This is a genomic window from Variovorax sp. V116 (assembly GCF_041154435.1).
GTDB lineage: Bacteria > Pseudomonadota > Gammaproteobacteria > Burkholderiales > Burkholderiaceae_C > Variovorax > Variovorax paradoxus.
In genome coordinates this window covers 801,344-814,062 of record NZ_AP028662.1, presented here as the reverse complement: position 1 = coordinate 814,062, position 12,719 = coordinate 801,344, and the positions used below count along the sequence as shown (strand labels likewise).

Sequence of the window (12,719 nt, the reverse complement as noted above, 5' to 3'; positions counted from 1 at the left end):
CTTTTCGCTCAGAAGGCCGGAATCACGGCGCCCTTGTACTTGTCCTGGATGAACTTGCGGACCTCGGCCGTATGGAGCGCAGCCACCAGCTTGGCGATGGCCGGCGAACTCACGTTGTCGCTGCGCGACGCAATGAAATTGGCATAGGGCGACTTGCGGCCGTCCTCGATGAAGAGCGCATCCTTGGCCGGATCGAGCTTGGCCTCGAGCGCATAGTTGGTGTTGATCAGCGCGAGATCGACATCTGGCAGCGCGCGCGGCAGCTGGGCCGATTCGAGTTCGCGGATCACCAGCTTCTTCGGATTGGCAACGATGTCACGCGCCGTCGACTTGATGTTGGACGGATCTTTCAGCTTGATCAGTCCCTGCTTCGCCAGCAGCGCCAGCGCGCGGCCCGAGTTGGAGGGGTCGCTCGGGATCGCCACGACCGCGCCCTCGCGCAGCTCGGAGGTCTTGCGGATCTTCTGCGAGTAGGCACCGAAGGGCTCGATGTGCACGTCGCTGTTCGGAACCTCGACGATGTCCGACTTCCGGTCCTTGGTGAACGATTCGAGGTAGGGGCGGTTCTGGAAGAAGTTGGCATCCAGCTGCTTGTCGCTCACGGCAAGGTTCGGCTGCACATAGTCGTTGAACACCTTCACCTGCAGGTCGACACCCTGCGCCTTCAGCTGCGGCCGGACGAACTCCAGGATCTCCGCGTGCGGCACGGGCGACGCAGCCACACGCAGCGCCTCTTGCGCCTGCGCGGCGGCGCCGAGGCTGGTGATGGCGAGTGCCACGATGAAATGGGCGCGTCGGAATGAAAGCAACATGTTCGGGACTCCCTCAAGAAGTGATTTTTTCGGAATGCTTTCCTCAGGATGGGAAAGCTTGGGTGTCGCAGGTTAGCCGCGACATTCCCGGGCCCAAACAACGGATAGGCGCTTGCATATCTGTTTTTTGCATGCGCTGGGGCGAAGGGGCCGCGCGTAGCCTGCGGTTCCTTTTCCCTCCAAGGAACCCGCAGATGAGCAATCGTTTGAACCGCGTGCACGCATCGCGCTCCGCCGCCATGAAGGCCGGCCTCAACCATCTCGTGATCGACACAGATGTTCACGTCAACGACTGCGCTCCCGTGCTCGAGGACTACGTGGCGCAGTACGGCCGCAGCAAGCTGGTCAACGCACTGGGCAGCCGTTTCGCTACGCGCCATGGCGGCGGCAAGAACTGGTACAAACAGACGGCCGAGGAGCGCTCGTAGCGCAGCGTGTGGTCGGTTCCATGGCGGTCAAGACGACTTCATCGTCTTTCCTCGAAGCCGGTGTGCGGCGCAAATCGGGCCACCGACGCATCGGAATCCCAGCACTTGATCAGCGGCGCTTCGTCGGGGCTGCAGATCGGGAATGTAGAGCCAGCGCCGCGCCGGGTTGAAGGCCACGCCGTAGGTCTTTCCCGCGCGATGGGGAAGATCAGGCCGGAGGCGATCAGGTCGTCAGGTCGGTGGTGCTTGCATCGCCCAGGGCCAGCGGCCAGTCGCGCGCGGGTTGGGCAGCGGGACGCCACACATCAATGATGGCGACACGTCCAGCAAGTAACGCGTCGGCCTGCTCGCCCGCGATGTCGCGCACCCGTTGCGGGCCCGAGGCGATCGATTCGACCTGAGCTTATGCCGCGGCAGCGCCGCCGCCTGTCGTGGGTACACGGTGCCGCCAGGCATCGATGCTCCACGGGCCGGCACCGGCTGCCGCGATGAACAGGAAGACGAACGAGAACAGCACTGCCGCCTCTCCCTGGTTGAGCGAAGGAGCAAGCACGAACCCCTTGGGCGCATGGCCGATGAAATACGCGAACGCCAGCAGACCCGACAGCACGAACGCCACCGGCCGCGTGAACCACCCGATCAGCAGCAGGATGCCGCCGAAGAACTCCAGCACGCCTGCCGCGCCGAGCAGCGAGACCAGTTGAAGGTTGTCGAAGAACGCCACGTGCGGAACACCGAACAGCTTCGCCGAGCCGTGCTGGATCAGCAGATAGGCCGAGACGATGCGCAGCACCGAGAGAGCGGGCGGAACCAGACGGTCTGTATTGGCAATGGTCATGACAAGAGGCCTATGGAAAGATTGAACAAGGAGAGACGCACCGGGATTCTGTGGCGCCGGCCAACCGAGATCCAAGCGAGATTTGTGCATAAGCACATGCGCAATGGGCGCATGCGACGACGATGCGCAGTTCCATCGCCTCGCGAGCTACTTCGGCAGTGTGTTCCGCCCGCCGAGCTGGCTACGCAGGACGGCTTTTCCTTTCAGATATTGCCCCGCAGGCACGGCATTCATGCCGCCGAGTGATGCCGCGGCAACCGCCCGAAGAACGGATGGCTCGGATCGTTGAAGCCCGGCAGCGACGAATGTCCGGTGGTCACGAGCGCATCGACCAGGGCTTCGTCTTCATCGGTGAAGCGGTATTGCAGCGCGGGCAGGTAGTCTTCCCACTGCTCCAGCGTGCGCGGGCCGGCGATGGCCGAGGTGACGAGGCGGTTGTTCAGCACCCAGGCCAGCGCGAACTGGCCCGGCGTGATGCCGCGTCCCTCGACGTGCTCCTTCACGCGCTGCGCGATCTCCAGCGATTCGGCACGCCATTCGGTCTGCAGGATGCGCTTGTCGTCGCGGCCCGCGCGCGTGCCCGCAGGCGGTGCCTTGCCGGGTTGGTACTTGGCGGTGAGCACGCCGCGAGCGAGCGGGCTGTAAGACACCACGCCCACGCCGTAGTACTCGGCCGCGGGCAGGTGCTCGGCCTCGATCTGCCGGTTCGCCAGGTTGTAGAGCGGCTGCGTGGCCGCGGGGCGGTCCACGTTCAATGCATCGGCCGTGCGGGCGAATTCCGCGATCTTCCAGGCAGGATGGTTCGACAGGCCGTAGCTGCGCAGCTTGCCCGCGCGGATCAGGTCGCCCAGTGCGCGCACGGTCTCGGCCACGGGCGTGGCCCGGTCCTCGCGGTGCAGGTACAGGAGGTCGATGTGATCGGTGCCCAGGCGCTTCAGGCTCGCCTCCACCGATTGCACGATGCCGTGCCGCCCCGTGCTCCTGTTGTTGGGACCGGCGATGTCCGGATCGGGGTTGGCGAACTTGGTCGCGAGCACCCAGCGGTTGCGGTTGGGTGCCACGAGCTCTCCCACGACCTTCTCGGACTCGCCCTTGTTGTAGGCATTGGCGGTGTCGATGAAGTTGATGCCCTGCTCGAAGGCGCGCTCGGCAATGCGCTGCGCGGTGGCGCGGTCGGCCTGGCCGCCGAACATCATGGTGCCGAGGGCGATCGGCGACACGAGGATGCCGCTGCGGCCGAGGGGACGGTAGTCGATGCTGCTCATTGAAAAGAGGCTCCCTGTGTATCTGTCTGGCGAAAGAAAAGGCGTCAGAGACGAAGCCCGGCCTGCTTCATCAGCGGCAGGATCCGGTCGCCGAAGAATTTGAGGTCGGGCTTGAAGTCGAAGAAGCTCAGTTGCAGGCCATCGATGCCCGCGCGCTTGAGCTGCACGAACTGCTCGACCACCTGCTCGGGCGTGCCGATGACCTCGATGTTTCCGCCAATGGCGCGGCGCTTGGGTGCGTCGTGGCCGACGCGGCCGCGCCAGGCATGCGCGTCGCTGTCGAAGCGGTTGTAGCTGGCGTGGGGGTCGGCATCGAGGTGGTCGACGATGGCGTCGTGGTAGTCCCAGGTTTCGCGTTCGGTTTCTCGGCTGATGACCATCGGGTTGAGCAGCGTGCGCACCTCGCGCCCCACGCGCCGGGCCGCCTGCTTCACGCGCGCGGCGTGTGCGGGCAGCGCCTCGATGGCGCTTGCGAAGCTGGAGCCGCTCGGGCTGGTGATGAAGACGATGTCGGAGTAGCGTGCCGCGAACTCGATACCCGCATCGGAGCCGGTGGCGTTCACCAGCACCGGACGGCCGAAGCGCGGCTTCGGCGAAACGAACGCGCCGTCGAGCTTCCAGGGCGACTCGCCCTTGAACGACCAGTTTTCGGTATCGGCCCACAGGCGCTGCACCACTTCCAGGAACTCCGCTGCGAGTTCGTAGCGCCGGTCGTGTTCGATGCGCTGCGAGCCGAACATCTCGTGCTCTACCGCGCGATGGCCCGTGACCACGTTGATGCCCCAGCGCCCGCCCGAGATGTGGTCCAGCGTGGCAGCGTACTTGGCCAGGTGCAGCGGATGCAGCGGACCGTAGAGCACGTGGATGGTCGAGATCAGCATGATCCGGCTGGTGACTGCGGTGAGCGCGGCCGTGGTCATGAACGAGTCGAGCGCGTTGCCGTCGAAGACGCCGCCGTAGCCGCCCTTGGGCAGCCACTGCGAGAGCGCGAACACGAGGTCGAATGCGAGGTGCTCGGCGTGCAGCACGAGATCCCTGTTGTAGTCGAAGCGCCAGTCGGTGCTGCGCGGCAAGGTCGAGGCGCTCCAGCCGCCCGCCTGGATCGGCAGGAACAGCCCGAGCAGAACGGGCTGCCTGAAGGCCTGGGAGAGCGGGCTCTCGCTGAACTCGGTCGGTGCGGCGAAGCGCTCCAAACCGGCGATGGCGCCGGGCTGGTGGGTCAGGGACATTGTTGGATTACCTTCCAGAGCCCGAATTCTGACCAGCAGCTGCGCAATTGGCACGGCCGGAATTCGCATATCGAAACTCAGAAAACCTTGCCTTCCTCCAGATGCTTCGTCGTGCCGTTGAGGTGGTAGTCGCCGATCACCCGCGCCTTCTGCAGCAGCGGGTTGTGGTTGAAGATGGTGCGCAGGTTGCGCCAGTGGCGGTCGAAGTTGTGCTTCCGCGAAGTGGCGGATGCGCCGCCCGCTTCGAACAGGCGCTCGGCCGCCTGCAGCGCGATCTTGCTGACGGCCAGCTGCGTCTTCGCGGTGGCGAGTGCGCCGGCTAGCACCAACTGCTGCAAGCCCTCTTCCTCCACCTCGCCGTTCGCTGAGCCGCGCCTCAAGGCCGCGGCCGAGCGGTCGAGCTGCCGCGCGTTGTGGGCGATGAGCGCGTCCACCGCGTGGGTGCCGGTCGCCAGGTCGCCCACCACCCATTGCGTGAAGTGGTCCTCCACCGCCGACGATGCGGGGCTGTGCGCCGCGGGCCGTGCGTGGTGGCGCACGTAGTGCACGGCATCGCTGAACACATTGCGCACGATGCCCGCGGCCACCGCCACCAGGTAGAGCTGGCGCAGCGCCGCCGCATGACGCCGCTGCAGGCTGCGCGGCGATGTGAAAACGATCTCGTCGGGCTGCACCTCCAGTCCGTCGAATTCCAGGCTGCCGCTGGCCGTGAGGCGCTGGCCCATGCCGTCCCAGTCGTCCTTCACATGCAGGCCAGCGCGGTCGGTGGGCACGATCACCGTTGCATCGCGGCCTTCCTCGTCGCGCACCGCGATGCTCGCGAAATCGGAGAACGCGGTGCCGGTCGCGTAGTACTTGCTGCCGTTGAGCACCCGACGGTCGCCCTGCCGTTCGAGCGTGGTGGTCACCGTGCCCGAACGCGGCGTGCCAAGCTCGGTGAAGGCGCCGCCGAACAGCGCGCCTTCGCGCACGCGGGCGAGCTGCCGGTCGGCATCCGGATGAGGCGGGGCCGTGGTCCACAGCTCGACGGCGTTGTAGTGCGTGCGCAAGGCGTGCGCCACGTTGGAGTCGGCCGCCGCAAGCGTGGCGACAACCTGCACGAGGTCTTCGATCGAACCGCCAGGGCCGCCGCGCTCGACCGGAATGCGCAGTGCGCCCAAGCCCGATGCGCGGAACAGCGCGAACGCCTCGAAAGGCAGCGTACCTTCGCGTTCGCGCTGCGAGGCGCCTTCGGCGATGGCCGCGCACAAGGCCGGCAATCGATCGATCAGCGTCTGGAGTGGCACGCCCGACAGGGCGCGATCGATGGCATTCATTGCGTTTCCCGGAAGCGATGGAGAGCCGCGAATATAGGCGCCCTTCCTCATCGGTTCTCGCATAAGAAAACTCGGTTTTCGTGCGTGGCGCAACGCAACTGCCCGCAGGCAGGCAGCGCATTTCCAAGATCGAAAAAATGCTAAGTGTCGGCGCCGTTTTCCGGGACCATCGTCTGCCCTTTTGCACCCATCTTGGACACGGTGACCTCCTCCATGGCTCTCTCTTCCCTCCTCCGGAAACTCTGGTCAGACCAACGGCTGCTTCAGCTGGCGCTGGCCTCGCTGTCCTTCACGGCGCTCGCGCAGGCCAAGGCGCCCGTGCCGGTGGACGGCGGCACGCTGACCTATGCGGTGTCGCAGGAGCCCACCTCGCTCGTGTCCTTCCTCGACACGAAGACCGACAACCGCAACATCAGCGCCAAGGTCACCGAGGGCCTGCTTCGCTACGACGCGAAGTTCAACCCCCAGCCGCTGCTGGCGACCTCGTGGCAGGTGAGCGCCGACGGCCTGAAGTACACCTTCAAGCTGCGCGCGGGCGTGAAGTTCCACGACGGCCGCGATTTCACCGCCGAGGACGTGCGCTACTCGGTGCTGACCCAGAAGAAGCAAGGCCCGCGCGGGCGCATCACGCTGGCGAACGTGGAGCGCGTCGACGCGCCCGATCCGCTCACCGCCGTGATCGTGCTGGCCAAGCCGGCGCCGTTCCTGATCAAGGCGCTGTCGTCGGCGGAGCTGCCGATCGTGCCCGCGCACCGCTACGCCGACGGCGACCCGCTGGGCAGCGCGAACAATGCCGCGCCGGTGGGCACCGGCCCCTTCGTCTTCGAGCAATGGGTGCGCGGCAGCCACCTGGTGCTGCGCAAGAACCCCGGCTACTGGCGCCAGGGCCATCCGCGCATCGACCGCGTGATCGTGAAGTTCGTGCGCGACCCGGCCGCGATCTCCACCGCCGTCGAGACCGGCGAGGTGGATGTCGCGCAAGGCGTGAGCCTGGCCGACCTCGAACGCCTGTCGGCGAACCCGAAGCTCAAGGTGGACGACGGCTACGACGGCTTCCTCAACAACGCGTCTTTCCTCGAGTTCAACGTGGAAAACCCGGTCCTCGCGAACGCGAAGGTGCGCCATGCCATTGCGCAAGCCATCGACCGCAACTTCATCCGAAACACCATCTACTACAGGCGCGCGGAGGTGGTGAACTCGCCGATCCCGCGCGTGCTGTCCGACTACTACGAGGACAGCACCTTCCGCGACACCTTCGACGTGGCTGCAGCCAACAAGCTGCTGGACGAGGCGGGCCAGCCGAAGAGGGCCGGCGGCCAACGCTTCTCGCTGCGGCTGAGCTACATCCCCGGCGCGGAGTTCAAGCGCACGGCCGACTACCTGCGCTCCGCGCTCGCGCGGGTAGGCATCAAGGTAGAGATCGTCGACGGCGACCTGCCCACCTTCCTCAAGCGCGTCTACAGCACGCGCGATTTCGACCTCAACATCAACGGCCTCGGCCGCCTGTTCGACCCGACGGTGGGCGTGCAGCGCATCTACTGGGGCGACGGCGTGCGCAATCCGCTGATCTGGGTCAACGCGGCCCACTACGACAACCCGCAGGTGGACGAACTGTTTCGGCAGGCGGCCGTGGAGGTCGACGAGGGCAGGCGCGCCGCGCAGTTCAAACAGATCCAGCAGATCGTCGGGCGCGAGTTGCCGGTGCTGCCCATCGTCACCGTGCCCTCGATCGTGGTGCACAGCGCGCGCCTGCACGACTTCCACAACAGCATCGACCTGATGTCCGGCGACCTGTCCGACGCATGGATCGACCCCAGGAAGTGACCACACGAGAGCAACCATGACCACCCAGGACCTCCATTCCTCCCTTCTGGATTCGCTGACCTTCGCGAGCGCCCGCACGCAGGCCGAGGCGCTGGCCGCGGGCCGCGTTTCGGCCGTCGACCTGCTGGAACATGCGCTGGCGCGAATCAGCCAATTCGACAACGACCTCAACGCCGTGGTGGTGCGCAACGACGAAGGCGCCCGTGCGGCCGCCCGCGAAGCCGACGCGGCCCTGGCGCGCGGCGAACGCGGGCCGCTGCTCGGCGTGCCGATCACGGTGAAGGAATCATTCGACGTCGCCGGTTTCGTCACGACGAGCGGCAACCCCGACCATGCGAACAACGTGGCCGAACAGGACTCGCTGGCCGTCGCCGCGCTGCGCGCGGCCGGCGCGGTGATCGTCGGCAAGAGCAACGTGCCGCTCGCGCTGGCCGACCTGCAGAGCTACAACGCCATCTACGGCGTGAGCAACAACCCATGGGATGCCACGCGCACGCCGGGCGGCTCCTCGGGCGGCTCGGCCGCGGCACTCGCGGCAGGCTATGTGGCGCTCGAACTGGGCACCGACATCGGCGGCTCCATCCGCATTCCTGCGCACTTCAACGGCGTGTACGGCCACAAGCCCACGGCGGGGCTGGTGGCCATGCGAGGCACCGGCGTGCCCTCGGGGCGGCTGGCCGACCGCGACCTGAGCGTGGCGGGTCCGCTGGCGCGCACCGCGTCCGACCTCGAGCTCGCGCTGGACCTGCTCGTCAACCTCGAGCCGCTGGCCGCCAAGGCCTGGAAGGCCACGCTGCCGCCGGCGCGGCACGTGCAGCTCAAGGACTTTCGCGTGCTGGTGATCGACGAATGGCCCGGCAGCGCCCGCAGCCTGCACGAGGCGCTGGTGGTCGAGCGCGTGGTGGAGCGGCTGCGCACGCAGGGCGCGAAGGTGAGCCGGCCTTCGGAACTGCCGTCCGGCCTGCTGCCCGATCTCACGGCGTCGCACCGCGTCTACCGCAGCCTGCTCGGCTCGTCGCTCGCCTCGCCGCCCGCGCTGAGCAAGGCGGCGCAGAAACGGCTCGAAGCGCTGGCGGCCGACGACGACAGCGCCGATGCCGCATGGCTGCGCGCGCCCACGCTGCGCCACAGCGACTGGCTCCAGGACAACGAGCGGCGCGTCGCGCTGCGCCACCGATGGGAGCGCCTCTTCGAGACCTTCGACGTGGTGGTGACGCCGGTCGCGCCGCTGCCGGCCTTCCGCCACGACCACAGCGAGCCGAAGGATGCGCGCACCTATCCCGTCGAGTTCGAGGATGGCACGCGGGAGGTGCCGTTTTTCGATCTTTTCCATTGGGCGGGCCTGCCGGTGCTGCCGGGCCTGCCGGCGACGAGCTTTCCGGTCGGGCTCGACGACAACGGGCTGCCGGTGAGCGCGCAAGCCGTGGGCCCGTACCTCGAAGACCGCACGACCATCGCCTTTGCGCAACTGCTCGAAGAGGTCTATGGGGGCTTCATCGCACCGCCCGGATTCAGCGCAGGCCCGGCCACCGGGGCATCGCGGCCATGACCCGGAGCACCATCGATCGCCGCGCCTTCCTGCAGGGCGGCGCGAGCCTCGGCCTCGCAGGCCTTGCACCTGCGTGGGCACAGGGCCAGCCCGCCGCCGCGGCCGCGGCCGCCCCCGTGCGCGGCGGCACGCTCACCGTGCTGATCGACCCCGAGCCGCCCACGCTCACCACCATTGCGCATTCGGCGGGCTCGTCGGTGCTGGTCTCGGCCAAGGTCACCGAAGGCCTGCTGAGCTATGACTTCGACTTGGCGCCACAGCCGCAGCTGGCCACCGCCTGGGCCGTGAGCAACGACGGCCTGCAGTACACCTTCACGCTGCGCCGCGGCGTGAAGTGGCACGATGGCCGGCCTTTCACCTCGGCCGATGTTGCGCATTCCATCGGGCTGCTCAAGCAATATCACCCGCGCGGCCGCGCCACTTTTTCCAGCGTGGCCGAGGTGCGCACGCCGGACGAATTCACCGCCGTGCTGGTGCTGACCAAGCCGGTGCCCTACCTGATCACCGCGCTCTCGGCCTCCGAATCGCCGATCGTGCCCCGGCACCTGTACGAAAGCGGCAGGGCCGATGCCAACCCGGCGAACAACGCCCCCATCGGCACCGGCCCGTTCATCTTCAAGGAATGGGTGCGCGGCAGCCACGTGACCTACGAGCGCAACCCGAACTACTGGGATGCGCCGCGCCCTTACGTCGACCGGCTCATCGTGCGCTTCATCCCCGATGCGGCGGCGCGCGCGGCCGCCATCGAGAAGGGCGAAGTGCACCTGAGCCCCGGCACGCCGGTGCCGCTGGGCGACGTCGAGCGGCTGCGCGCCAGGCCAAACCTGGTGTTCGAGCCGAACGGCTACCAATACATCAACAGCGTCTCGCGCGTGGAGTTCAACCTCGAGAACCCGGCCCTGCAGGACCTGCGCGTGCGCCAGGCCATCGCACACGCCATCAACCGCCAGGTGGTGCGCAAGACCGTGTGGTACGGCCAGGGCACGCTCATTCCGGGGCCGGTGCATCCGGCGCTCAAGAAGTTCTACGTGCCCGACCTTCCGGTGCTGCCCTACGACCTGAAGCAGGCCGAGGCGCTGCTCGACGCGGCAGGCCTCACGCGCGGCAGGGCCGGCGCCAGCCTGCGGCTGAAACTGGCCCTGGTGCCGATCCCCAATGAAGGCGGCCAGCGCACGGCCGAGTACCTGAAGCAGAGCCTCGCCCGCATCGGCGTCGAGGTCACCATCAACTCGCAGGACTTCGCGACCTACGTGCGCCGCATCTATGCCGACCGCGCGTTCGACCTGCACGTGAGCGTGATGAGCAACACCTTCGACCCGACCGTCGGCATCCAGCGCCTGTACTGGTCGAAGAACTTCAAGAAGGGCCTGCCGTTCTCCAACGGATCGGGCTACAGCAATCCCGAAGTGGACCGGCTGCTCGAAGCCGCGGCCGTCGAGGTGGACGAGGGCCGCAGGCGCCAGGCTCTTACCGAGTTCCAGCACCACATCGTGCGCGACCTGCCCGACATCACGCTGCTGGCCATCGACAGCTACACCATCGCCGACCGCCGCGTGCGCGGCCACACGGTGAGCGCGGACGGCATTGCCGGCAACCTGGCCGGTGCGTGGATCGGCACCTGATCCACCGCGTTTGCTTATGCGGAAGTCTTCGTAGCGGCGCATCCGCCGCGGAGCTATGGTGCCGCCGACCTCTTTCTTCTTCAGCGCACCCATGTCCCTCACTGCCGAAATCCCCATTCCCGCCCGCGCGGCCCCATCGGCATTCGCACCCGCCATCTCCGCGGCCACCCTGCACCAATGGCTGCTGGACGGCCGCGAACTCGCCCTGCTCGACGTTCGCGAGCACGGCCAGTACGGCGAAGGCCATCCCTTCTTCGCGGTGCATGCCGCCTACAGCCGCCTCGAAACCGAGGTTGCCCGCCTCGTGCCCTGCCGCGCCACCCGCACGGTGCTGTTCGACGGCGGCGACACGGACTCGGCCCTGGCCCGCAAGGCCGCAGGACGCCTTGTCGCACTCGGCTATGACGACGTGTCGGTGCTCGCAGGCGGCGCACCGGCCTGGTCGCGCGCCGGCCACACGCTGTTCAAGGGCGTGAACCTGCCGTCCAAGACCTTCGGCGAACTCGCCGAACATGCCTTCGAAGTGCCGCACATCGACGCGCACACCCTGGCTGCCCGGCAGCGCGCGGGCGAACCGCTGGTGCTGCTCGACGGCCGCACGCTGGAAGAGCATCGCAAGATGACGCTGCCCGGCGCCATTCCCGTGCCCAACGGCGAACTGGCGTTGCGCTGGCGCACGCTGGTGCCGGACCCGGCCACGCCGATCGTGGTGCACTGCGCGGGGCGCACGCGCAGCATCGTCGGCGCGCAGATCCTGCGCGACCTTGGCGTGCCGAACCCCGTGCTTGCGCTGGAGAACGGCACACAGGGCTGGGCACTCGCGGGCCTCGAACTCGAGCGCGGCAGCGCCCGGACGCTCCCGCCGGCACCCAATGCCGCGCAGCGCCGGGCCGCACGCGACGATGCCGCTGCGGCGGCACAGCGCGCGGGCGTGCCCGTGCTCAGCGCCGCCGAGGCGCAGGCATGGCTCGACGACGGCACCCGCACCACCTTCGTGTTCGACGTCCGCACGGCGGAAGAATTTGCCGCCGGCGGCCTGCAGGGCACACGCCACGCGCCGGGCGGCCAGTTGCTCCAGGCCACCGACCTGCAGATCGGCGTGCGCCACGCGCGCGTCCTGGTGCTCGACGACGACGGCGTGCGCGCCCCGGTGGTGGCGCTGTGGCTGCGCCGGCTCGGCTTCGATGCGGCGCTGGTCGAGGACGGCCTGGCCGGCGAGCTGCGCGTTCCGGTTCGCGCGCCGGCGAGGCTTCCGCCGGCGGTGGCGGAACTGGACGCCGCCGAACTGGCCACGTTGCGCGAAGACGGCGCCGACCCACCCGCCGTGGTGGATCTGCGCCCTTCGCGAACCTACAGGGCACGCCATGCGCGCGGCGCCACCTGGTCGATCCGTCCCCGCGTGGCCGCCGATGCCCTGGCCGCGACCGGCGGCAACCTGCAGCACCCGGTGCTGCTGATCGCAGCCGACGAAACCATCGCTCGCCTGGCCGCACAAGACCTGCGCGAGGCCGGATGGCAGCAGCTCTCATGGGCCCGCGCCGAGGCGGTCGAGTCCGCGGGCTGGGCCCAGCAGGCCACGCCCGCGTCGCCGCCGGACGCCGAGGCCATCGACTACCTGCTGTTCGTCCATGACCGCCATGACGGCAACCTCGACGCGGCGCGCCGCTACCTCGACTGGGAGCTGGGCCTGATCGCCCAATGCGCACCCGATGAACTGGCCAGCTTCCGCCTGCCAGCCGCTGCGCACGAAAGTGCGCACCAAAAACCGCATATCGATAGTTGAAGGCGTTCGTTGCAGCGGCAAGCACGGCCTCGCAAGATCGCCGCCTGCTGGGT

General features: G+C 67.9%; 9 protein-coding genes and 1 pseudogene. 5 read left to right on the top strand and 5 right to left on the bottom strand.

Going from position 1 to position 12,719, the window contains the following annotated elements:
• Nucleotides 1-8 precede the first annotated feature (8 nt).
• The gene (locus tag ACAM58_RS29815) at nt 9-812 is read right to left on the bottom strand and encodes a MetQ/NlpA family ABC transporter substrate-binding protein (protein ID WP_018904235.1); all 804 of its coding nucleotides are present in this window, start codon (nt 810-812) and stop codon (nt 9-11) included.
• Between the two features lie 194 nt (nt 813-1,006).
• Between ACAM58_RS29815 and ACAM58_RS29810 the strand changes: the two are divergent.
• Nucleotides 1,007-1,234: pseudogene (locus tag ACAM58_RS29810) on the top strand (amidohydrolase); the annotation flags it as partial.
• A gap of 409 nt (nt 1,235-1,643) precedes the next feature.
• Here the strand turns inward: ACAM58_RS29810 and ACAM58_RS29805 are convergent.
• The 4 genes from ACAM58_RS29805 to ACAM58_RS29790 all read right to left on the bottom strand — a co-directional run bounded on the left by ACAM58_RS29805 (nt 1,644) and on the right by ACAM58_RS29790 (nt 5,888).
• Nucleotides 1,644-2,078 carry a DoxX family protein gene (locus ACAM58_RS29805; protein ID WP_049809866.1) on the bottom strand — a complete coding sequence of 145 codons (435 nt, stop codon included), beginning with the start codon at nt 2,076-2,078 and terminating at the stop codon, nt 1,644-1,646.
• A 230-nt stretch (nt 2,079-2,308) separates the two neighbouring features.
• Entirely contained in the window at nt 2,309-3,343 is a 1,035-nt protein-coding gene (locus ACAM58_RS29800) for an aldo/keto reductase (RefSeq protein WP_174545080.1), read from the bottom strand.
• Nucleotides 3,344-3,387: 44 nt separating this feature from the next.
• Nucleotides 3,388-4,572 (bottom strand): LLM class flavin-dependent oxidoreductase, encoded by a 1,185-nt coding sequence (locus ACAM58_RS29795; protein ID WP_018904239.1) that lies wholly within the window; start codon nt 4,570-4,572, stop codon nt 3,388-3,390.
• Nucleotides 4,573-4,649: 77 nt separating this feature from the next.
• Nucleotides 4,650-5,888, bottom strand: coding sequence for an acyl-CoA dehydrogenase family protein (locus ACAM58_RS29790; RefSeq protein ID WP_018904240.1), 1,239 nt, complete (start codon nt 5,886-5,888; stop codon nt 4,650-4,652).
• Between the two features lie 213 nt (nt 5,889-6,101).
• Between ACAM58_RS29790 and ACAM58_RS29785 the strand changes: the two genes are divergently transcribed.
• The 4 genes from ACAM58_RS29785 (at nt 6,102) to ACAM58_RS29770 (ending at nt 12,666) form a co-directional block, all read left to right on the top strand.
• Nucleotides 6,102-7,712, top strand: a complete 1,611-nt coding sequence (locus ACAM58_RS29785; RefSeq protein ID WP_062365365.1) for an ABC transporter substrate-binding protein — start codon at nt 6,102-6,104, stop codon at nt 7,710-7,712.
• A 16-nt stretch (nt 7,713-7,728) separates the two neighbouring features.
• A complete protein-coding gene (locus tag ACAM58_RS29780; RefSeq protein ID WP_018904242.1) occupies nt 7,729-9,261 on the top strand; it encodes an amidase in 1,533 nt (510 codons plus the stop codon).
• On the top strand, nt 9,258-10,883 hold the full coding sequence (locus ACAM58_RS29775; protein WP_018904243.1) for an ABC transporter substrate-binding protein: 1,626 nt from the start codon (nt 9,258-9,260) through the stop codon (nt 10,881-10,883). The genes ACAM58_RS29780 and ACAM58_RS29775 overlap by 4 nt, the downstream gene beginning before the upstream one ends.
• Before the next feature lie 91 nt (nt 10,884-10,974).
• Nucleotides 10,975-12,666, top strand: coding sequence for a rhodanese-like domain-containing protein (locus tag ACAM58_RS29770; protein WP_369664586.1), 1,692 nt, complete (start codon nt 10,975-10,977; stop codon nt 12,664-12,666).
• The last annotated feature ends 53 nt before the right edge of the window (nt 12,667-12,719 follow it).

Excerpts from the sequence above, each read along its gene's own strand:
- ACAM58_RS29805 (WP_049809866.1), bottom strand. The coding sequence starts at position 2,078 with ATGACCATTGCCAATACAGACCGTCTGGTTCCGCCCGCTCTCTCGGTG.
- ACAM58_RS29800 (WP_174545080.1), bottom strand. The coding sequence starts at position 3,343 with ATGAGCAGCATCGACTACCGTCCCCTCGGCCGCAGCGGCATCCTCGTG.
- ACAM58_RS29785 (WP_062365365.1), top strand. The coding sequence starts at position 6,102 with ATGGCTCTCTCTTCCCTCCTCCGGAAACTCTGGTCAGACCAACGGCTG.
- ACAM58_RS29815 (WP_018904235.1), bottom strand. The coding sequence starts at position 812 with ATGTTGCTTTCATTCCGACGCGCCCATTTCATCGTGGCACTCGCCATC.
- ACAM58_RS29770 (WP_369664586.1), top strand. The coding sequence starts at position 10,975 with ATGTCCCTCACTGCCGAAATCCCCATTCCCGCCCGCGCGGCCCCATCG.
- ACAM58_RS29790 (WP_018904240.1), bottom strand. The coding sequence starts at position 5,888 with ATGAATGCCATCGATCGCGCCCTGTCGGGCGTGCCACTCCAGACGCTG.
- ACAM58_RS29795 (WP_018904239.1), bottom strand. The coding sequence starts at position 4,572 with ATGTCCCTGACCCACCAGCCCGGCGCCATCGCCGGTTTGGAGCGCTTC.
- ACAM58_RS29780 (WP_018904242.1), top strand. The coding sequence starts at position 7,729 with ATGACCACCCAGGACCTCCATTCCTCCCTTCTGGATTCGCTGACCTTC.
- ACAM58_RS29775 (WP_018904243.1), top strand. The coding sequence starts at position 9,258 with ATGACCCGGAGCACCATCGATCGCCGCGCCTTCCTGCAGGGCGGCGCG.